Source organism: Vibrio sp. CB1-5 (assembly GCF_059412285.1).
On record NZ_JBJHPB010000005.1, the window covers coordinates 231517 to 250015 of the forward strand.

17 protein-coding genes and 2 pseudogenes are annotated in these 18499 nt (G+C 42.7%); 10 read left to right on the forward strand and 9 right to left on the reverse strand.

Annotated elements, in window-relative coordinates:
• Position 1: 1 nt before the first annotated feature.
• The 3 genes and pseudogenes from ACJB0T_RS05945 to ACJB0T_RS05955 form a co-directional block, all read right to left on the reverse strand.
• On the reverse strand, positions 2-412 hold the full coding sequence (locus tag ACJB0T_RS05945; protein ID WP_479294599.1) for a ferredoxin reductase domain-containing protein: 411 nt from the start codon (positions 410-412) through the stop codon (positions 2-4).
• Positions 413-439: 27 nt separating this feature from the next.
• Positions 440-601: pseudogene (locus ACJB0T_RS05950) on the reverse strand (ferredoxin reductase family protein); the annotation flags it as partial.
• A gap of 263 nt (positions 602-864) precedes the next feature.
• Positions 865-1314: pseudogene (locus ACJB0T_RS05955) on the reverse strand (ferric reductase-like transmembrane domain-containing protein); the annotation flags it as partial.
• Between the two features lie 180 nt (positions 1315-1494).
• Between ACJB0T_RS05955 and ACJB0T_RS05960 the strand changes: the two are divergent.
• Entirely contained in the window at positions 1495-2334 is an 840-nt protein-coding gene (locus ACJB0T_RS05960) for a hypothetical protein (protein ID WP_479292682.1), read from the forward strand.
• Positions 2335-2423: 89 nt separating this feature from the next.
• Here ACJB0T_RS05960 and ACJB0T_RS05965 read toward each other — a convergent pair whose 3' ends face one another.
• Complete coding sequence (locus ACJB0T_RS05965; RefSeq protein WP_418642528.1) at positions 2424-3005, reverse strand: FMN-dependent NADH-azoreductase; 582 nt, start codon at positions 3003-3005, stop codon at positions 2424-2426.
• Between the two features lie 204 nt (positions 3006-3209).
• Here ACJB0T_RS05965 and ACJB0T_RS05970 point away from each other — a divergent pair, with 204 nt between their 5' ends.
• A complete protein-coding gene (locus ACJB0T_RS05970) occupies positions 3210-3446 on the forward strand; it encodes a hypothetical protein (protein WP_353498933.1) in 237 nt (78 codons plus the stop codon).
• Between the two features lie 59 nt (positions 3447-3505).
• On the opposite strand, the gene ACJB0T_RS05975 is transcribed toward ACJB0T_RS05970, so the two are convergent.
• On the reverse strand, positions 3506-4396 hold the full coding sequence (locus ACJB0T_RS05975; RefSeq protein WP_353498934.1) for a LysR family transcriptional regulator: 891 nt from the start codon (positions 4394-4396) through the stop codon (positions 3506-3508).
• Positions 4397-4485: 89 nt separating this feature from the next.
• On the opposite strand from ACJB0T_RS05975, the gene ACJB0T_RS05980 reads away from it, so the two are divergent.
• Positions 4486-5697 carry a multidrug effflux MFS transporter gene (locus tag ACJB0T_RS05980; protein WP_418642527.1) on the forward strand — a complete coding sequence of 404 codons (1212 nt, stop codon included), beginning with the start codon at positions 4486-4488 and terminating at the stop codon, positions 5695-5697.
• A gap of 96 nt (positions 5698-5793) precedes the next feature.
• Here the strand turns inward: ACJB0T_RS05980 and mtgA are convergent, their stop codons facing one another.
• A complete protein-coding gene (gene mtgA / locus ACJB0T_RS05985; protein WP_418642526.1) occupies positions 5794-6471 on the reverse strand; it encodes a monofunctional biosynthetic peptidoglycan transglycosylase in 678 nt (225 codons plus the stop codon).
• Positions 6472-6635: 164 nt separating this feature from the next.
• Here mtgA and ACJB0T_RS05990 point away from each other — a divergent pair, with 164 nt between their 5' ends.
• A complete protein-coding gene (locus ACJB0T_RS05990) occupies positions 6636-7280 on the forward strand; it encodes a lipid-binding SYLF domain-containing protein (RefSeq protein WP_353498937.1) in 645 nt (214 codons plus the stop codon).
• An 81-nt stretch (positions 7281-7361) separates the two neighbouring features.
• Here the strand turns inward: ACJB0T_RS05990 and ACJB0T_RS05995 are convergent, their stop codons facing one another.
• Entirely contained in the window at positions 7362-8267 is a 906-nt protein-coding gene (locus tag ACJB0T_RS05995) for a chemotaxis protein (RefSeq protein WP_479292686.1), read from the reverse strand.
• A gap of 178 nt (positions 8268-8445) precedes the next feature.
• On the opposite strand from ACJB0T_RS05995, the gene ACJB0T_RS06000 reads away from it, so the two are divergent.
• The 4 genes from ACJB0T_RS06000 to ACJB0T_RS06015 all read left to right on the forward strand — a co-directional run bounded on the left by ACJB0T_RS06000 (position 8446) and on the right by ACJB0T_RS06015 (position 11911).
• A complete protein-coding gene (locus tag ACJB0T_RS06000; RefSeq protein WP_479292688.1) occupies positions 8446-8724 on the forward strand; it encodes a peptidylprolyl isomerase in 279 nt (92 codons plus the stop codon).
• A 123-nt stretch (positions 8725-8847) separates the two neighbouring features.
• On the forward strand, positions 8848-10395 hold the full coding sequence (locus ACJB0T_RS06005; RefSeq protein WP_479292690.1) for a recombinase family protein: 1548 nt from the start codon (positions 8848-8850) through the stop codon (positions 10393-10395).
• Between the two features lie 234 nt (positions 10396-10629).
• Positions 10630-11631 carry a BsuBI/PstI family type II restriction endonuclease gene (locus ACJB0T_RS06010; protein ID WP_479292692.1) on the forward strand — a complete coding sequence of 334 codons (1002 nt, stop codon included), beginning with the start codon at positions 10630-10632 and terminating at the stop codon, positions 11629-11631.
• A 16-nt stretch (positions 11632-11647) separates the two neighbouring features.
• Positions 11648-11911: a hypothetical protein gene (locus ACJB0T_RS06015; protein ID WP_479292694.1), complete on the forward strand. Its 264-nt coding sequence runs from the start codon at positions 11648-11650 to the stop codon at positions 11909-11911.
• 57 nt (positions 11912-11968) lie between these two features.
• On the opposite strand, the gene ACJB0T_RS06020 is transcribed toward ACJB0T_RS06015, so the two are convergent.
• Positions 11969-13504 (reverse strand): Eco57I restriction-modification methylase domain-containing protein, encoded by a 1536-nt coding sequence (locus ACJB0T_RS06020; RefSeq protein WP_495292914.1) that lies wholly within the window; start codon positions 13502-13504, stop codon positions 11969-11971.
• 370 nt (positions 13505-13874) lie between these two features.
• Between ACJB0T_RS06020 and ACJB0T_RS06025 the strand changes: the two genes are divergently transcribed.
• Positions 13875-15362 carry a DEAD/DEAH box helicase family protein gene (locus ACJB0T_RS06025; protein ID WP_479292698.1) on the forward strand — a complete coding sequence of 496 codons (1488 nt, stop codon included), beginning with the start codon at positions 13875-13877 and terminating at the stop codon, positions 15360-15362.
• A gap of 508 nt (positions 15363-15870) precedes the next feature.
• Complete coding sequence (locus ACJB0T_RS06030; protein WP_479292700.1) at positions 15871-16845, forward strand: TIR domain-containing protein; 975 nt, start codon at positions 15871-15873, stop codon at positions 16843-16845.
• Between the two features lie 177 nt (positions 16846-17022).
• Here the strand turns inward: ACJB0T_RS06030 and ACJB0T_RS06035 are convergent, their stop codons facing one another.
• Positions 17023-17835 carry a hypothetical protein gene (locus ACJB0T_RS06035; protein WP_479292702.1) on the reverse strand — a complete coding sequence of 271 codons (813 nt, stop codon included), beginning with the start codon at positions 17833-17835 and terminating at the stop codon, positions 17023-17025.
• Between the last annotated feature and the right edge of the window lie 664 nt (positions 17836-18499).

An 18499-nucleotide genomic window follows, 5' to 3' on the forward strand; every position in this document is an offset into this window, starting at 1 on the left:
ATTATCGAAAGTTAAACAGCTCGGCATGGAAAGCCGTTGTTTTCATGTTGAGTGCTTTCAATTGACGTTTTAGAGCATTTTTGAATCCAACAGGCCCACAAAACCAGATACTGTGTTCTGACAGATCTGGGTGTTGCTGCAAGATTTGATCAATCGATAAGAACGGTTTAATCCTATTATCGATAAGGTGAAACTCTATGTTTGCGCTTAGTGCGGCTAGCTTCATTTCCTGTATGAGTAACGGCGGCGGCGCTTGAGTACAGTAATAAAACACCACTTTTTGATCTCTTGGTTGTTTTGCTAACTGCTCCAGTCTGGCCTTAAACGCTGCACAACCAATAACTCCGGCTATCCACACTTGTTTCTTGTTATCCTCGAAATCGAATTGACCATATGGACCTTCTACTTCCACGGCCTGACCTACTGCCACGCGGTTTTGGATATCGGCAGTAAAATCCCCAAGTGCTTTGATAAGAAAGCTAACTTGGTGACTATGGTCGTCGTACGAGGCAATAGTGAACGGATGAGGTTCTTCATCGCCAAGTTTAAGAAAAGCAAACTGCCCCGCTTTGTGCCCGCGCCAATTTGGAAGCTCAGCCACAACTTTGGTTGTCTGGTTGTCTGGTTTTCTTTGTTGTATTCAACACTAGTCACTACGCCTGTGTGCTTGCGGCGATGACCTATCTTGCCGACCAGACTCCAAACGGCCGAGATAATACCAGCGACAACAAGGATTACCGTGACGGGTGTGATTAAGTTGTCCCAATATGCGTGTTTGAGTAGTACCAAAGAGTGGTAGCCAATCGCAACAAAAGCGAATGCCATCAGCTTGTGTGTCCACTTAAATAGCTTGTACTTCACTGGAACAAGGAGCGCTAACACTGTCAGGGCGATAAACAGATACAGCGTCCACTCTCCTAGGCTTTCTGCGCCGCTTCTAAGTGGCTGAATGATTGCGTAAAGCGAATCTGGGTCGATCGGCATGCCCGCTCCACGTTGTGGGCGTTCCATAAAGCCTGCACTCACCAGCTGTTTAGGGATGATGGCAAGTAACCAATGAATGGCACCAATGACGACACCATAAATGGCCGTCCATTTATGCAAACGATAAGACTTATCCAAGCCGCGGGTGAGCCACTCAAACAGTGGTAACCTCATCGCGAGAAGCATGGTTATCGTTAATAGCAATACGGATAGAATGCCGGTCAGTTGCAGTAGAGCGCTGCGCCATGGCATAAAGGTCTCATAAGTAAACAATGAGGGTTCGGCTTGAAGCCATATCAAGGTGACAGCCAGTACGAGGGTGAGCACCATTAAATAGAGTTTTTCATCATAACGCTCCTGTTGAGCTTTAACTCTACTCCTTGCAATGTAACCTTACGTCAGCATCAGTAAATCAATGTAAAATCATGAGCTAGTTTGGGTTTTCACGAAGCTTAAACGCCATATCGTACTCAGTCGGGTAGGATAGAGTGATATCAATGGATGTGCATAATGATGAAAAAACTGATTTCAATTCAAAGCGCCATTATTGCTGGCTGCTTATCGCTTACTTTGATCCCGTTATTCTACAAAGTCGATGTGCCAGGAATGAAGATCCCAGACTGCACGATGGAAGAGGTGATCGAAACTCCCATTTTCTTCTTTGTTTCCAAAACGGTCGTGGATAAATATGGCCTTGAAGAGGTCAACGCTGAGTTAGATAAGTCAGTTCGTAAAAGCAATGTGATAATGAAAAACTCGTGCATTCCCATGAAGCGAACATTGGCGACGGTAGAAACCGTCGATTTTATCTCGGCGTCGTTGTTTGATATCGACCAAATAAGACGCCAACTGACGAAGCGCGTTGGTGAAGAAAAGGTACGCAACATTGAACGGCTTCCTAATCAGTTTTATGGCGTGATCCTCGCCGATGAGGATGGCTATTTTGAATATGACACTATTGGTACCACCAACCCGGATGAAAATAGTCAATTCTTTATGCTGTCTGAGTATGCCGATGAATACACGTTAGAGCATGAATTAGGCCATCTTTCTTGGGCTTGGCATGACGATCGCTCATGGTTCAAAGTTCTTGATGAAACGTTAGAGCAGCATACTTCGGAAATGAACAAAGATAGGCTCAAACCTTATGCGAGAGGTTATCGGTGCGGCGGTGCAGGTACTATTATGAGTTACGAATCAGAACTGCTGTCGATTTATTCGAGCCCTGATATAACCAATAACGGTAGAGTTTGCGGCGATGAGCAGTATGCTGATAACGCGCGGCAGCTTCGAGAGTTTGCTCGTGATCTCAAACGGAAAATGCAGCTACAGAAAGCCGCTACCCTTTGATATTTGTTACCGTCAACAAAAAGTGGTGAGTGACGCTAGGCCAACCCACCACTTCTCCGAACTACGCTTGATGCAACCTGAAAGGCGAGTTACACCAACTGGCTAAGCGCTTCCAATGCAGAGGCTCTATTTTCAGCCGCTGGTTCATCACCCATGTTCAGCGCTTCCGCATAGACAAACTCTACGTCTGTCATACCCAAGAAGCCAAGAATCGTCGCTAAGTAATCATGCATGCTATCTCTTTGCGTATCTTTGTGAATGCCACCGCGAGTAGTCAAAACAACGACTTTTTTGTTGTCGATAAGACCAACAGGGCCTGTCTCTGTGTATTTAAAGGTGACGCCTGCACGAGCAATAAGATCGAAGTAATTCTTAAGCTGCGTTGGGATCATGAAGTTATACATTGGCGCAGCAATCACGACGGTATCTGCCTGCTTAAGCTCAGTAATCAATGAATCAGACAGTTCAACGATCTGTTTTAGCTCGTCTGATAGATCGTCACCGGCGCTGCGAAGGGCTGTTGCTACTGCCATGTCCAAAACCGGCACTGGCTCAGCAGCAAGATCGCGTGTTGTTACGTTTGGCTTACCTTCGATTGCTTGTGCAATGATTTGATTAGACTGTGAATAGTCGCCAAGAATGCTGGATTTTAAAACAAGTGTATTCGACATGGGGTTATCCTCTCTATCAGAAGCAACATCTGCTTCTCAATCTATGGGGTCAGTTTAGACACAGGGGTGATGTTGTATAAGGCGGTTTGTTTGAGCATCTAGTTCGAAAAATTTGAACACATCTATGCCCATACAAAAAGTGGCACTATTTGTGCTCGGTTACACATAGCATTTGTAACTTAATTCAACTTTTTGGAGGTTCCCATGACGAAATGGTTTCCACTTATTACCGTGATTTCTTTGAGCCTAGCTTTAATTCTAGGAGTGATGATCTACTTTTTTGGTATGCAAGCTATTGTAATTACGGCATCTGAATGGAAAAACGCATGGTTCGTGATCATGATGCACGTACTCTGGTTTTTCTCATGTTTGTTTGTCGCGATCTATAGCATTGAGTCATTCCTTACCAAGGTGAAGATGCACTTCACCCGTGCAGTGTGACCATTTTAGGGCAACGATGCTGTGTGGTACGTCTGTTAGAAGCGCTTTGATGGAATGGATTACGACTCCTCGTTCGATTGCGCGAGACGCATTTTAATGTAATCGAGAAACAGTTTGGTTCGCGTGTGGTCGTAGTCGAGTTTGGGGTAGTAGGCGTAGACTGTCGAGTCCATGGCTTGGATCTCTGGCAGTACGCGAATCAAGGCGCCAGATTTGACATCTTCTTTGATCATGATGTCATTGCTAATGAGCACACCCATGCCGCTTTTGGCCGCGTAAAACAGCGCTTCTGGATTGGTGGTCGCAAAGTTTCCAGAAAGCATGATGCGCTGGTTCTTGGAAATTTTGTATTCTCGTTGCGGGCGCTCTCCCCAAATCAAAATGTTGTGCTGCTTGAGTGATTCCACCGTTTGTGGCTCACCAAACTTAGCAATGTAGGAAGGGGCGGCGTAAAAGCCAATTCTTTGCTCAAACAGTGGGGTTTGTTTAATACTGAGAGTATTGAGGGTGTCGAGCTCTCGGCTGATGAATACATCCAGGTTGCTGTCAGGCATCGCACCAGGAACCGTAGTGGTGAGCTGGATCCGAATGTCTGGATATTGGATAAGAAAATCGTTGAGATATTGAACTAGGAATTTAGATCCAACGGCAATGGTTGCGCCGATTTTTAGAAGTCCTGCTGGCGTCTCATTGACGGATCGAGTTTCATCGATAATGGACTGAAATCGGTCAAGCGAGTCCTTGGCGCGCTGGTAGAAAAGGGCACCCGCTTCGGTTTGGGTCACTGAGCGAGTAGTGCGTTTGAGAAGCTGTACCCCAATGCGTTCTTCAAGCCAGTGGACCCGCTTGCTGATGGCTGAGCTGGTGGTATTGAGACGGCGAGCTGCGCCGTTGAAGCTTCCTTCTTCGACTACTCGAATGTAAGTGTTGATACACGAAATCCAATCCATATTCAGCCTCTTATTATTTCCTAACAGGACGTATTCTGTTTCCTTTATGGTGTATTATCAATGATTCATACGCAATATAGAATGTGTGTATGAATAAAACAAAGCCAAAATCATTCAATAAAACACCAATGCTGCTTGCGATGATGATCATTGCAACGGGGCAAGTTGGTGTCAGTATTTATCTGCCTTCACTGCCTCTCATTAGTGAGTCACTTGCGGTGGGTCATGCCGACGTTCAAATGCTGGTGACCTTGTTTTTGGTCGGGTTTGGTCTGTCACAACTCTTCTATGGGCCTTTGTCAGATGCTATCGGCCGACGCCCAGTCTTCATTCTGGGGCAAGGTGTTTATTTGCTGGGTACCTTGCTGTGTATCGTCTTCAGTGATCACTTCGCTGTGCTTGAGTTTGGTAGGCTGTTGCAAGGCTTAGGTGCAGGCAGTGCCTCGGTGCTAGGGCGGAGTGTGCTGCGTGATAGTTATGACGGAAAGCAGCTCACCAAAGCTTTGTCTTACATCTCAGTAACGGCGTCGGTGATGCCTATTATTGCCCCAATGTTTGGCGGTTGGATCGCATTTCATTTAGATTGGGAAGCGGTGTTTGTCTTTGTGTTGGTGTACTTGGTGGCAATCTTTAGTTTGGGCTGGTTTATCCTGCCAGAAACCTTACCTTATGCACCGCGTGCCTTTAAACCTAAACAAGTCATGCAGACGTACGCTAAATTGATTGTAAACCCTCAAGTCATTGGAAGTGCGAGCTATAACTGGATCAGCTACCTTACTGCCGTGGTATCACTCAGCCTGTTTCCGTTTTTAATGCAGCACGAACTGGGTCTGACTGCAGCGGAATATGGGTCGATCATGATTATCCCATCGGCAGGCTTAATGATGGGAAGTGTCTCGCTCAATATTCTGAACCGTTACTTTTCAAACAGCTGGATCTTATTTCTAGCGATTGCCTTGTCCGCAATGGCTGGGCTTTGGCTGCTAATGGTAGAGATGACCGTATTCAATCTACTGCTATCATTCACTGTGTTGACAATTGCTCAAGGATTGTCGTTTCCAATCTCTATTGCTCTGTTACTAGGCCCACATAAGACTCAGGCGGGTTCGGTTTCGGCACTTTCAGGATCGATACAAATGGTTGTTGCAGGCGTGCTTGGTGGATTTTTAGTGGAGTATTGGGTGACCAATCAGGTGGCATTGGGACGTTTCTATCTAATGTCTGCGTTACTAATGGCGGTAGTATTGCTGATGAGCCAGGTTCGACGTTTTGGACGCAGCGTTACACCCTTAGACAACTAGCTTTGCCAGTGAGCCTCTAGGTTACAGAGCTTCTATGTCACAGAGCTTCGATGTCGCAGAGATTTGTGGTCTTTGCTCAAACCTGTCATTGAACCATTAAAGCGAAAGCGGGCCTAAATTGTTCATTTGCGTTACTACCCAGTGCGTTCGTTTGTTCACGTAATCAGACATAGGGGTAGGGCGAATTCGATAAGGGTTTGGCAGTACAACAGCAAGCTGTGCTGCCTGAATCGCGGTTAATTGAGAAGACGGTACTTTGAAAAATTGCTGACTAGCGGCCTCCACGCCATAGATCCCAGGGCCGAATTCAATGACATTAAGATACACCTCCATAATGCGCTGCTTGCCCCAAATCACTTCTAACAGTAGCGCGATATACAGTTCATAGGCTTTTCGGATATACGTTTGACTCGGAAACAGGAATACGTTTTTGGCCGTTTGTTGGGTAATGGTACTTGCCCCACGACTCGGACCTGCCGCACCGCTGTTAGATATGACATTCCACAGTGCAACAACATCGATACCGTTGTGATCGGGAAATCGTTGGTCTTCGGATGCTATCACCGCTTTAGGCATATTCGATGAGATGTTTTCTAGTGGCGTCCATGTTTGATGGACTTGAGCGGGGTAACCCTCCGGTGGTGACACAGTACGGGCAATCTTCCATCCCCAAATAGGTGGGTTTATGAACTTAAAGAAGATCACCAATAGCAGCGGTACGCCAAGCAGAATGCAGGTGATATTGACTAATAGCTTCTTTATCATAGTTTTCATTATGTTATGAATTGTCTAGGCTATTGCTTAGTGTAGAGCTGATTCTTGTTGGGTGCAAAAGAGCGGCTTCAATTTGTGGTGCCGAGTTGAACTAACCGCAAGGCATGTCGTCTAAAAACTCAGTTTAGCTTTGACGTAATACCGACCTTAAACAAGGAAATCATATGTTAGTAAAGGCCACACCCTATTTTCTTGCCGCCTGTTTGGCACTCTCCCCTAACGCATTTGCAGCAGAAGAAACGACCTCAGAGGAAAAAGCACAAGATACAAGTCATGACAGCAATTCAAAGGGTGCTGAATCAAGTAGCAAATATGAGGCGACACTCAATAAGTTCAAACAAGCCCCAGCAACCTTACCATTTTTTGAAAACGCTTACGGCTACGCGGTATTCCCGACTGTCGGCAAGGGCGGCTTCGGTATTGGCGGTTCCTATGGTGAAGGGCAAGTGTACCAACAAGGTATGCATGTGGGCGATTCAACATTGGCGCAGCTAAGTATTGGATTGCAACTTGGAGCCCAGGCTTACAGCGAAATTATTTTCTTTGAGAGCAAGGCGGATTACTACGCATTCACCAGCGGCAGCTTTGAATTTGGCGCGCAAGCTTCCGCTGTGGCTCTGACATTAGGCGCGAGTGCGCAAGCGGGTTCTACTGGTGCTGGAGCACAAGCGGGCGATAAGCAAAGTCAGGCGACTTACATTAATGGGATGGCGGTGTTTACTATGACCAAGGGCGGTCTAATGTATGAAGCATCTATTGGCGGTCAGGGCTTCTCGTTTGCCCCAAACAACAATTACGACGCTAACTAGTTAAACGTTGATCAACGGCGCCGCATTTCTCTAATGGCAAAGTGCAATGGGAAAGCGGCGTCGGTATCAAAAAAAAAAGGATTAGTGAGCAGTAAGCTGCTCAGCACCGCGCAACATCGCTTCAATCAGTTCGCCCGCGTTAAATTTCACTAATGCTTCATGAGCACCCACCTGATGAGCACGTTCGGTACACATTTCACTAGATAACGACGTATGCAGTATGCGATATGCATGTCCCAATTTGGGGTCATTTTGTACTTCAAATGCTAACTCATAGCCATCTAACCCTGGCATTTCAATATCGCTCACAAGAATGTCGATAGCATCGTTTTGCTCAGCTTTATTGCGCATAAAGGTGAGCGCGCTGTTGCCGTCTTTGCAAATATCGAACGGAATATTAATTTGGTTAAGTGCATCGCCAAGCTGCTTCCGGGCAATAGAAGAGTCATCAACCAGCAAGATGTTGAGTGCTTTAATTCGCTCCCTCTGCACATCGGTGAGCATAGGAATTTTGGTATCGGCGTATTGTGGGTAAATCTTAGATAGCAATAGTTCGACATCCAGCAATTGGACGATTTGATCATTAAAACGTGTCACGCCAGTGACAAACACATTTTTGCCGCTACTTTCTGGTGCGGGTTCAATCGATTTCCAATCACACTCTATGATTTTGTCTATCTCTCGTACCATGAAAGCGACGACGGTGCGTAGACAGTCGGTCACAACAAGGTAAGTGTTGTTGTACTCTTCTGGCGCAATAGGGCGAAAACCGATAGCGGCTGCCATATCAATAACGGGCACAGTCAGGCCGCGAATACTCACTGTACCTACCACATGTTGGTGTGAGTAAGGGATCTGTGTCGTCGGCATGAAAGGAACGATCTCACGTACCTTGAGTGTACCGATGGCAAAACGCTGCTTTTGCATGTTGAGGGTAAACAATAACATGCCCTGTGATTGATTTGCCTTACTGATGGTTGCTTTCATTATATTGCTTTCTCTATTTGCCAATAGATTGATTTTATAAACTTTCCTAGCAAATGTTAATGCGGCAGTTGCTCGAAAAACTTTAGTTGCGCGAAAAGTAAACGTGATTTGAATCTCATTTTGAATTACACTCAGCGCCACTTATCATCCCATAGTCGAATAAAGATCGAGGCAACCCATGGCGAGAACTGCGGCAGCACTTCACATTTTGGTTAAACACAAAGAGCAAGCTGAAGATATTATCAAACAGCTGAAGAAAGGTGCTAAGTTCCAAACACTTGCGAAAAAGTATTCCACTTGCCCATCAGGCAAAAAAGGTGGCGACTTAGGCGAGTTCCGTAAAGGCCAAATGGTACCTCAATTTGATAAGGTTTGCTTCACGGGCGAAACATTAGTACCACACTTGGTGAAGACTAAGTTTGGCTGGCATGTGGTGAAAGTGCTTTGGCGAATCTAATAAGTTTATTCTTTATAATAAACAAAGAGATATCTTGAAAAGCGAGCTTTTGGCTCGCTTTTTTCGTCTCTACGGTTTGGAAAGTGCTGATATACTATGTTTAATCTGATTAGTTGGTGACGTATGAAAGCATATCTGTACATTCGATTTAGTAGCAAACAGCAAGAGCAAGGTGATTCAGTAAGACGTCAGGAAGACGCAGCTAAAGTATGGTGTAAAACACATGATATTGAACTCAGTGATTTAACATTTGAAGACCTTGGTGTTTCTGCTTTTAAAGAAGGTGGCAAACGTCCTGGATTAGCCGACCTTATAGAAACTATCAAAATTGGAAAAATTGCTAGAGATAGTTATGTGCTGGTGGAGAGCGGGGATAGATTAAGCCGATTACGTTGGTTTGATACAATGTCCCTAATTCGAGAAATGGTTATAGATTTGGGTGTAAAGCTAGTTGTAGTTGACTCCGGTACAGTTTATGACTCATCGAACATTGAAGATTTGGGTCAAAACATCGTTATGATGGTTAACGCAGACCGAGCGTATAAAGAAAGTTTGCGAAAATCTGAGTTGATTCGAGCTGCTCGCCAAGCGCGTAGAGACAATGAAACACTTACTGGAAAGCTGCCTTTTTGGCTGATTAGAAAAAATGACCAAATCATCTTAGATTCTGAGAAAGCTGATACTGTTCGACTTATCATAGAGCTAAAGAAGAGTGGCAAGAGCAATCAAGCTACAGCAAGATTTTTAAACGCCCAAAAAATCAAATCTGCTACTGGTGGAGAATGGAATGCCAGTGCTATCCGAATGGTTTGTTCCAACCATGCTATCTATGGTGCAAAAGCTTACTTCATCACTGATAATGCTAGAAAGATGACTTTGGATAAGGTGGTTGAGGATAAGCTACCACCTATCGTTACCAAAGCTGATTTCGATGCTGTTCAAACTACTCAGAAACATAGAGGGCGTAGAAGTACTAAAACGCCATTTAGCCAGATTTTGAAATGTGGAAAATGTGGTGGTGGCATGGTTCAGCGCACTTCTATGTATAAAGAAAAGAAGATGATTTATAGAAGGTGCATTGCTTCCTTGGAAGGTCGATGTGACCAGAATAGATTGATTCGAGAGCCTGATGTAATCCTAACTACAGCATTAAAAGATATGACGTATATTGATTCAGTGCATCATCATGTGAGTAAGGTAAGTGAGATTCAGAAGCAGATTGAAACACTGAAAGAAACACAAGATAGGTTGTTAGAACTAGGTCAAGTTGATGCTCTTACTAATCTCTATACGACTATGAACCAGTTAGAGCAAAAGCTACAGCAAGCTAAGGTCGAGGATGAAGCACAAGAGCAAAAACCAATCGACTTTAACTATAAGAATGTATTCGATATTGAAGATACTGCTGAGCAAAATGCCATGTTGAAACGTGTAGTTGATAGCATTGAACTGCATTATCTAGGGCTGGTGGATAAGAAGACTAGTAGTAGATGGCGTATCAAAGTAAATCAACGCAATAACCATCATCAAAGCTTTGTAGTTAATCAGTATCACGGCTTTGGTAATTGGGAAATTGTTCAAGAAACTAATACCAAGAAGTTTAAAGAAGAGTTAGATAAGCTCACCAGTGGTATTGATGAGCTTGAAGATTGGCAAGATACAGAGGTCTAGCTACTCGTCTGTATAAAACAAAGAGGTTGCTGGGTTATAACTCAGCTACCATCAAATCAGACTTACCGAGCGTGAATTTCAAAAAATGCTCTAGCTTCATGTCATCAAGATACAAGTATAAATCCAGCGCATTACCCATAAATTAAGTAAGGATTAAAATTTCTACAATTTTTACTGGATTAGATTCCATTTCTTTCGTAGCATGTATGTATATACAGTTGTTGTGAGGATGTTATGGGTATTGTTGATGATGCGATTGCACGTAGAAATAAGTGTGTTTCTGATGGTGTGAATGTTCTTCCAAGTGACTATAACGGCGTTACAGTCGAAAAAATAAGAAGAGTTCTTACCAAGGTTGATAGGTGCACCAACAACATGATTGAGGGTGTGTTTGCATTGATGAGTACTGAGCCAAATTGGTTTAAGAAAGCAGCTAGCAAAGGTTATCAATTCAGAGATGGCGCAACAACTGCTCATATTGGCACTCATGTTGGTATTCTTCAGCGTGGCAATAGAGATAAGCTGGATAGAGAAGGTCGAGATTATTGGTTAAAGCCATTGTGGGAAATTGGCGCAATAGAAAAAGCTTATTTCAATTCCAAGGACTCTACATTCCTGCCTGGTCACCCTAAAGCTAAATCACCAAACTCAGCATACCGCTTATCTAATGAATTCATAGCCATTCTTGAGGCACCTGAAAGGGAATGGCAGGACATGGCAGAGGCTTGGATTCAAGAGGATGTACTGAGAGAACGGCTGAAGTTTCAAGCTGACCAAGCTGAAGAAGCTAAAAAAAGTGTTGAAAGCGCCCATAGCATTCTAATAACAGCTTCCCATACTGTTTACGCCAAGCGATTCCTTAAAGGTTATGAATTGGTGTATATAGATGATGGTGACGGAGACCGTATTACTGATGAACAACGAAGCGTACTAGCTAAAGCGGGCTTATCAATTCGATTGGATGATGCAATGCCTGATGTTCTTCTTTGGCATCCAGAAACAGATATGCTTTGGGTTATCGAGGCAGTTACTAGTGATGGGGAAGTTGATAACCATAAGAAGTCTAGTTTAACTGAGTTTGCTAAACGCAACGGGAAGTCAGGAGTTGGGTTTACCACTACATACCCAACATGGAAGAAGACTGCTGAGCGTCAATCCCAACTAAAAAATCTTGCTGATGATACCTACATGTGGATTCAGGAAGATGCATCTCGGAATATACATATAAAACAGTAGGCTATAGGAGTGACAAATGGATAAAGTAACTTGGCTTAGAAAAGCTCATGAGACTGTTAAAAAAGTCGCTGAGTTAAACGAGGAGTTTACGCCTGATGATATTTGGGATGCAGGGTTAGAAAAGCCGATGGAAGCTAGATGGCTAGGTCCTGTGATGAGCTCTGCAAAAAATAAAGGGTATATTGAAAAGACTGGGCGTGTTCAGCCTACTAGGCAGAAAGAAAGTCATGGTTGTGATGTGACTATTTGGAAGTCTAAAATCTATATTTTCGATTTTTAAAAAAAGGCAGGGTAATTACCCTGCCTTTTTTAGTGCTTCTTTAGATAGCTAAAAAGGTTAACCTTCAATGATTATTTGTACAATCTCATCTATGTGGTTTTGATTGTACCCCTCAACAGCTTCTCCTAATCTTACTAGTGATTCAGCATCAGGGTAGCGCAGAACTCGCAAGTCAGTAGCATTCACCTGAGTGTGGCCGTTAAATTGCCTAAAATACTGGTCTACTATTGTGCTGTTTAGATAAGCGCATAGCCCTTTAGCAAAAGTTTCTTCTAATGGTTGTCCATTGCTATGAAAGTAATTTGTTTTATTCTCAAAGCCAACCATATCGCTATCTGTGATTTCTGGCGTATATAGTGCCGCTGAGATTCTTCTCGGCTCTTCCTTGGCCGATAACCTTTTGGTTAATACATAATGACCGTTTGGTACTAACTGTCTTTCTGTCTCTTCATTTTGAGCTAATGCGTTTGGTTTTTTAATATTGTCTTGCGGCCATTCAATGTTGCCATCAGTGAAATGAACAGGGAATATTAAAGGCACTGCGCCTTCTTCAGGCTGCTCTCTAAGGTTGGGTCTGGTTCTGAAGTCTACTACTTTACCAGTACTGGCATTAATGCCGAGGTCCTCTAGAGAGCAAGGCATACCACCAATGCGCTGTGCTATTTGAGCTTGAAGGTCATTAGTAACGATATGAATGAATCTATCTGGGTTTGTCGGGCAGACTACTTCATTAAATTCCGAAGTACGAAGATGTGGTGCAGGGTCATCGGCACAAGTGCTTGACGTTATTTCAACTTGACCTTGAGCTTGACCTTTTGTGATATGGAAAATCACATTCTCTTGAAGAACTTTATCGCCTCTAAATGCGCGAGTTCTACTTTCAAATATATGAAGTTTACAGAGAGAATTATTGTCTAGCAGCACTCTGCGAAAGTCGTTGAAGTAAGGACCGTTACAGAAACTGCGAGGTGTAATAGCCACCAGCTCCCCACCATCTTCCAATAGCATCAAAGCAAGAGCAACAAAACAGGAATATAAATTGCCAGTCTCTACTCCAACGCTTCTTAGTAATCTACGTTCAGCGCTAGTCTTAGCAACTTTAAGATATGGAGGGTTTAAGATTGCCTTATTGAAGGTAGGAGTTTGCTCTCCATTTTGACGTGCATTAAGCAGCTGAACAGCGTGCTCAATAAAATCAACGCTATTAATGTTGTGCTCAAGCCTAATATCATTAGAGGCGCAGAATTCTTGGTTTAAGTTTAGAGAGTGCTCTAAGTTTTCTACAAGAACTGGCTCTAACTCCCAAGTGTGAGAGCTAATAGCCGTTGGTGCGAATTCATCAATACTACGAGCAATCAAGGCAGTAGTTAGTGAGCCTACACCTGCACCTGCATCTAGAATTGAAAGGTTGCCATCAAGGTTAGTGAATTGCTGAGCTAGCAGTCTTGCAACAGCGTTAGGCGTCATGAACTGGCCCTTTTGACCTCTAGTGCTTTCATCTAGAAGCTTATTGGCAGTCTCTCGGATGGTGTCCACTTGAATTTGAAGAACTTCAGACGGTCTTTGCATTAGCTGCTCTGCGGTATTGGTCATTACTTTTACTGGGCTTTTATACAGGTGGTGCATTTTGACACAAACAAGGGTTTTCGTGAAGCCAAAGGTTGTATGTGTAAAATTTCAGTTTGTTTATTGCGCTCAAAATCCACGTTAAAATAGTGCATACAACAGAAAGTTTACTTGTTTACTTTCTAGCACTTCCGCACTAAATACAGATGTAAAAATAGAGATGCTTACTAGCATCAGCTTAATGCTTAGCTCACTCACTTTGCCGAGTAGTGAGCATCTCTATTTTTATAAACCGACGGCAATCGGCACCTCAAAGCATTAAGTAATTCCCCAATACGAATACTTTCCAGATAAATCTACTTCAGTAGGTTCGATTGCGCACATCTAAGGAAAGATAATGAAAACAAACAAATTATTCATTCATGAGTACCCACCTGGTTCAGGTAAAACCCACTCCATGGTAAAAGCTATCGTTGATAGTGAATGTAGAGTTGTATTTGCAGCGCCAACACTGAAGTTAATCTATGAGATTGAGCAGAAGCTAGACAACTGCTTTGTAATCACTGGTGAAACCCCACCAAGAGGACAAACAATTGCTGAATATCTAGCTAATAACTCTCAGGAAGTGGCAGATGCTAGAGTGATTCTGACTACACACGCTACATTGCTTCGCTATGCTGATTTCTTTGGTGAAAGAACTCTAATTATTGATGAACTACCACTTGAGGTTCTTCAGTTCAAAAGCATTTGGACTAGCATGGAGGATGCTGCAATGCTCAGGCTTATCATGAGCAGTGAAGAGCAAGTTAAAAAGCGACTACGTGAACACAAGCAAGGTAGCTCTGAACTGTCAGATGATAAAGCTGAAATGCTTGAGGCTGCTTTGTCTTCAGAGTTTGCAATTGAAGAGCAACAAGGTAAAGACAAGTATGGTTTTCACTATGCTTACTATACAGACCCAAAGAAGTTTGAAAACTTTGAGCAAATTCATTTAATGGCTGCAACAGTCAAAGACACAATGCCTTTCATGTACTTTACAAAACTATGTGATTATCAAGCAGGTGTCAGTTGTGATAGTGAATTCAGTGTACGTGGCAATGAAATGTCTAATCACGTCACAATTTGTCCATTAGTAGTGTTTGCTGATTCAGACCGTGACTTCATCAGTCGAGAGGTTTTGGAAGCTAACTTTGATGAGATGGTCGATATTGTTCAGAGAAATACAGAGCAGAATATTATTACCATAACAAACAAGGAGCGTGAAAAAGCATTGAAAGAGCCTCTTGAGTTAATCCCAACAAAAGCACATGGGTTGAATGCCTATAGGCATAAGACTGAAGCTGCTGTTATCTACTCTGCTAATCCAAACCCTTACCAAATTCCATTCATGGAAAAGTGTTCAGAGGCTCTTGGCTATGACAAGAATTATCTAACCGATGCTTATGTGAATCAAAATGTTCTGGATGTGGTTTATCAAGCTGTGACTAGAACTGCTATTCGAGTGCCAGACGACAATAGACCATGTAAGTTCTTTGTTCCTGATATGAGAGCTGCTAATTGGCTTATGAAGAAGTTACCTAATGCGGTAATTGATGCTTCACAAGCAGTTATGCTCAAAGAGGATAAAGGTGGTGGTGCTCGATTTGGCAATAAAAATGCTAAAGGCAATAAGGGCAATAAGGGAAAAGGATGCCCAGTAATTAAATCACTGGTCGAGAAATATGCGACAAAGCCAAAAGCTAAGAGGCTGGTGGACAAGTTTGTTAAAGCAAATGGATTTACCCCTGATATCAATGAGCCAATACACATGCTTAGATTATACAAAGCCAATGCAATGAAACGTGTACCAAAGGATTTTGAGTTTAATGTTTTGAAAGAAGCTTAACGTAACTGGCGCATCTATAAGCAGGAAAAGCGTTACTAACTCACACCTCTATTAAGGAACCTATAAAGGAGTGCGAGTAAGTAACATAAAATACAGAATGCTCAGGCTTTGCGCAGCAAAGACTGTTGGAATGTGCAAAGCACATTCTTTTAACTGAACCAATGTTATTAAGTCAGAATGTCATCTACTTCATTAGTGCCATACTAGCAGAATGGTTCAGTGTAGATATCTACTCAATTAGTGAAGTATAAGTAATACATATGCAAGCAGAGCTTGCAGACAGCTTCGCTGTCTTAATCACTAACTAAATTTCTTTCTGAAGAGTTATTTCATTCTGACTCATTGCTATCTCGATTAAATTAATCAACGTAACCATCCTGCCTTTCTGCTTGTCGAGTCTGTCATTACCCTCTATTAGATGCGTCAGTTACAGACCTGATGACGAGATTAAATATTCTTTTCAGTACCTTATTAACCTTATGGTAAAATATTGTTATAAGGAGATTTTATGGCAAACATATCCAGAAAAGACAAGGGTGCTTTAGAGAAGTATTTTCAAATGCTAGGTGGTTACGTCCTCGATTTTTCAAACAAGACGTTCTACGAGTTCTTTGTCGATTTCGATATAGATATAGACGAGCAACAGTATAGTGAAGGGTATTCGTCTAGCTCAAAAGCCAACAGGCTCAGAGGCTTCTGGGAGCTATCAGATGACCAGTTAGTAGGTAGAGTTATACTTGGTTTGATAGAGCACCATGATGACTACAGAACCTCCCATTTTCATGGTGATAAAAACCATAATGATGAACTTAGAACTAACTGCCTGAGAATAGGCAATGAACTTGTAAACGGCACTTATAATGCAGATGCAAAGCTTGGTGCCAGACTTGCTCAGCCAGTGCGTAAGCCAGTTCCAGTAGCTAAACCAAGCCAAGCTCAGCTAGAGAGTATTTTTGCGCTACCTACTGAGCCAGTTGAAACACAACAAACAAAACAAGCTTGGACACCAGCTCCAGCCCCAAAGGCACCATTGAATATGAATACAAAACAAAGAGTCTTTATTGTTCATGGTCATGATGACGTGCTTAGACTTGAAGTGGAAAACTTCATTAGAAAGATTGGCTTAGAGCCAGTGATTCTGATGGACCAAGCAAGTGGCAGTAGCACTATCATTGAGAAGATTGAAAAATATGGTAATGCTGACTTTGCCATTGTTCTCTATACACCATGTGATGTTGGTAGGCATAAGGATGCTACAGAGTTAAAGGGTAGAGCACGTCAAAATGTTGTCTTCGAGCATGGATATTTCATTGCTAGGCTTGGGCGAGATAATGTAGCCGCTATTGTTAAGCAGGGTGTTGAAATACAAAATGACATTCAAGGTGTTGTTTATATTGGCGCAGAGCTTGATTGGCAAACTAGATTACTTAAAGAGTTTCATGCTGTTGGATTAAACTTCAATCCTACTGGGATGTATGCTTAATAAAAGCACACTATGTGGGCTTGTTTGAAATCATACGGACGTAAAAAGCCCCTCCTAATGGAAGGGCTAACCTACAAAATGCGAAACAAAAATACTGAATCAGTATAGTAGTAACTTTGGGGGTGTTGGTTACTCTGATTGAGTGGGCTAATACACCCATTAGAGCATTACTTGTCTTTACGATTGGTAGCTCGCTGCATTCTTTGTTGAGCCAGTAACAAACGTCCACCTACTGCCAATATCCCAAGAGTCATAAGGTGGATTTTTGTAGTACCTTGCGTCACGTAGATTTCTAAAGTGAGGTCTAACAAAAATCTCGGTATCAAACTCTTGTTTATTGAATCCAAATGACCAGCTTTTGCCACCTTGTTTGGGTTTGCTGTATTTGGTTGGTAATGGATGCCCTTCATCCATGGTGATTTGGCCTGTGCTGTATAGAACGCAAAACTTTATAATTATATTATGAAATTCACTTTCCTGAGCTAAGTTCATAATGTTGTTCATGAGTGTGGAGCCGCAGATTACTTCAGATGATTTTGACGCACACACTACAACTCGAGGCTCTTGATTGTCCAAAACCCCGCCCTCATTAAGGTACTTCTCTAGGCTTCCGCGGGATAGTGTAACTATTGCTGAATCAACCACTGAGCCTACTGGAAACCTAAGTTTAAAGGTTTTGAATGGGAGTTGAATCCTTGCGTCTGGCATATTATCCAGCTTTGCTTTTTTGATTATTTGGAGTACATCCGCAGATATGAAAATGTTATTTCTATCTTCTAGATACCTACCCATAAGAAACGTCATTTCAGCGCTCACAGAGGCGTTATCATGAGCGACACCTAGCAAAGTAGACTTTAAGTACACCTGCCTCCCGTGGCTAGATTCAATCATTTCACTCAAACTTTTGTTATGAGTCCTGAACTCGGAAGCCAACCGTTTAGGTACATCACCATAAAACTCATCTACAATGCGTTTTTTTATCCTTGCCATATAGATTCCTTCTGACAGCAGTTTTCATTCAACGATAGCAGACGCAGAATCAGTGTCGAGGGTTATTCCGTGAGTGCAAAGGCTAAGCCGGCTCGGAGCACAAAGCTGAACTTTGGTGCTAATTATCTATGCCTAGAGCTTCCATGCTGATTGAATGGCTAAATGTGAAGACCTTTGCATGGTGTGTAGAAGTTAAACTATCTGACAAAAAGAAAAAACCTGATAGTCCTAGAGCTTAGTGGCTGCCTTTAATATTCCAGTGGCAAGAGCTTGTAGGTAATGCTTTTAACTTCTTCTGTAAGACCTGCACTGGTAAGGTCATGGTCGCTTTTGGATTGTATCTTGTACTCAGATTCCAACTCTTCTACTGACCTAATATCGTCATTGTTGAATCTAAGAGGGCTAATGTAAATTGAGGTTTGCTTGTTTTTGTCAGCAGCTCTTTTGCTTCCACTAATATTCAACAAATGCTGGTGGAAGAGCTTGTTTTTAACCTTCCCATGAAATGGCTCAACCAACCATTGTACTTCTGTTGGGCTTGTTCTATAGCGGTAATAACGCTTGTTAAATCTACGTTTAAACTCACCATTTACAAGCTGATTTAGTTCATGTCAGCGCCGATGTAAAAATGACCCACTAACGCCGATTTAAAATTGACCCACCT

What these genes read in the sequence shown, in the direction of transcription:
- ACJB0T_RS05960 (WP_479292682.1), top strand. Translation starts at nt 1,495, where the DNA reads ATGATGAAAAAACTGATTTCAATTCAAAGCGCCATTATTGCTGGCTGC.
- ACJB0T_RS05965 (WP_418642528.1), bottom strand. Translation starts at nt 3,005, where the DNA reads ATGTCGAATACACTTGTTTTAAAATCCAGCATTCTTGGCGACTATTCA.
- ACJB0T_RS05970 (WP_353498933.1), top strand. Translation starts at nt 3,210, where the DNA reads ATGACGAAATGGTTTCCACTTATTACCGTGATTTCTTTGAGCCTAGCT.
- ACJB0T_RS05975 (WP_353498934.1), bottom strand. Translation starts at nt 4,396, where the DNA reads ATGGATTGGATTTCGTGTATCAACACTTACATTCGAGTAGTCGAAGAA.
- ACJB0T_RS05980 (WP_418642527.1), top strand. Translation starts at nt 4,486, where the DNA reads ATGAATAAAACAAAGCCAAAATCATTCAATAAAACACCAATGCTGCTT.
- mtgA (WP_418642526.1), bottom strand. Translation starts at nt 6,471, where the DNA reads ATGAAAACTATGATAAAGAAGCTATTAGTCAATATCACCTGCATTCTG.
- ACJB0T_RS05990 (WP_353498937.1), top strand. Translation starts at nt 6,636, where the DNA reads ATGTTAGTAAAGGCCACACCCTATTTTCTTGCCGCCTGTTTGGCACTC.
- ACJB0T_RS05995 (WP_479292686.1), bottom strand. Translation starts at nt 8,267, where the DNA reads ATGAAAGCAACCATCAGTAAGGCAAATCAATCACAGGGCATGTTATTG.
- ACJB0T_RS06000 (WP_479292688.1), top strand. Translation starts at nt 8,446, where the DNA reads ATGGCGAGAACTGCGGCAGCACTTCACATTTTGGTTAAACACAAAGAG.
- ACJB0T_RS06005 (WP_479292690.1), top strand. Translation starts at nt 8,848, where the DNA reads ATGAAAGCATATCTGTACATTCGATTTAGTAGCAAACAGCAAGAGCAA.
- ACJB0T_RS06010 (WP_479292692.1), top strand. Translation starts at nt 10,630, where the DNA reads ATGGGTATTGTTGATGATGCGATTGCACGTAGAAATAAGTGTGTTTCT.
- ACJB0T_RS06015 (WP_479292694.1), top strand. Translation starts at nt 11,648, where the DNA reads ATGGATAAAGTAACTTGGCTTAGAAAAGCTCATGAGACTGTTAAAAAA.
- ACJB0T_RS06020 (WP_495292914.1), bottom strand. Translation starts at nt 13,504, where the DNA reads ATGACCAATACCGCAGAGCAGCTAATGCAAAGACCGTCTGAAGTTCTT.
- ACJB0T_RS06025 (WP_479292698.1), top strand. Translation starts at nt 13,875, where the DNA reads ATGAAAACAAACAAATTATTCATTCATGAGTACCCACCTGGTTCAGGT.
- ACJB0T_RS06030 (WP_479292700.1), top strand. Translation starts at nt 15,871, where the DNA reads ATGGCAAACATATCCAGAAAAGACAAGGGTGCTTTAGAGAAGTATTTT.
- ACJB0T_RS06035 (WP_479292702.1), bottom strand. Translation starts at nt 17,835, where the DNA reads ATGGCAAGGATAAAAAAACGCATTGTAGATGAGTTTTATGGTGATGTA.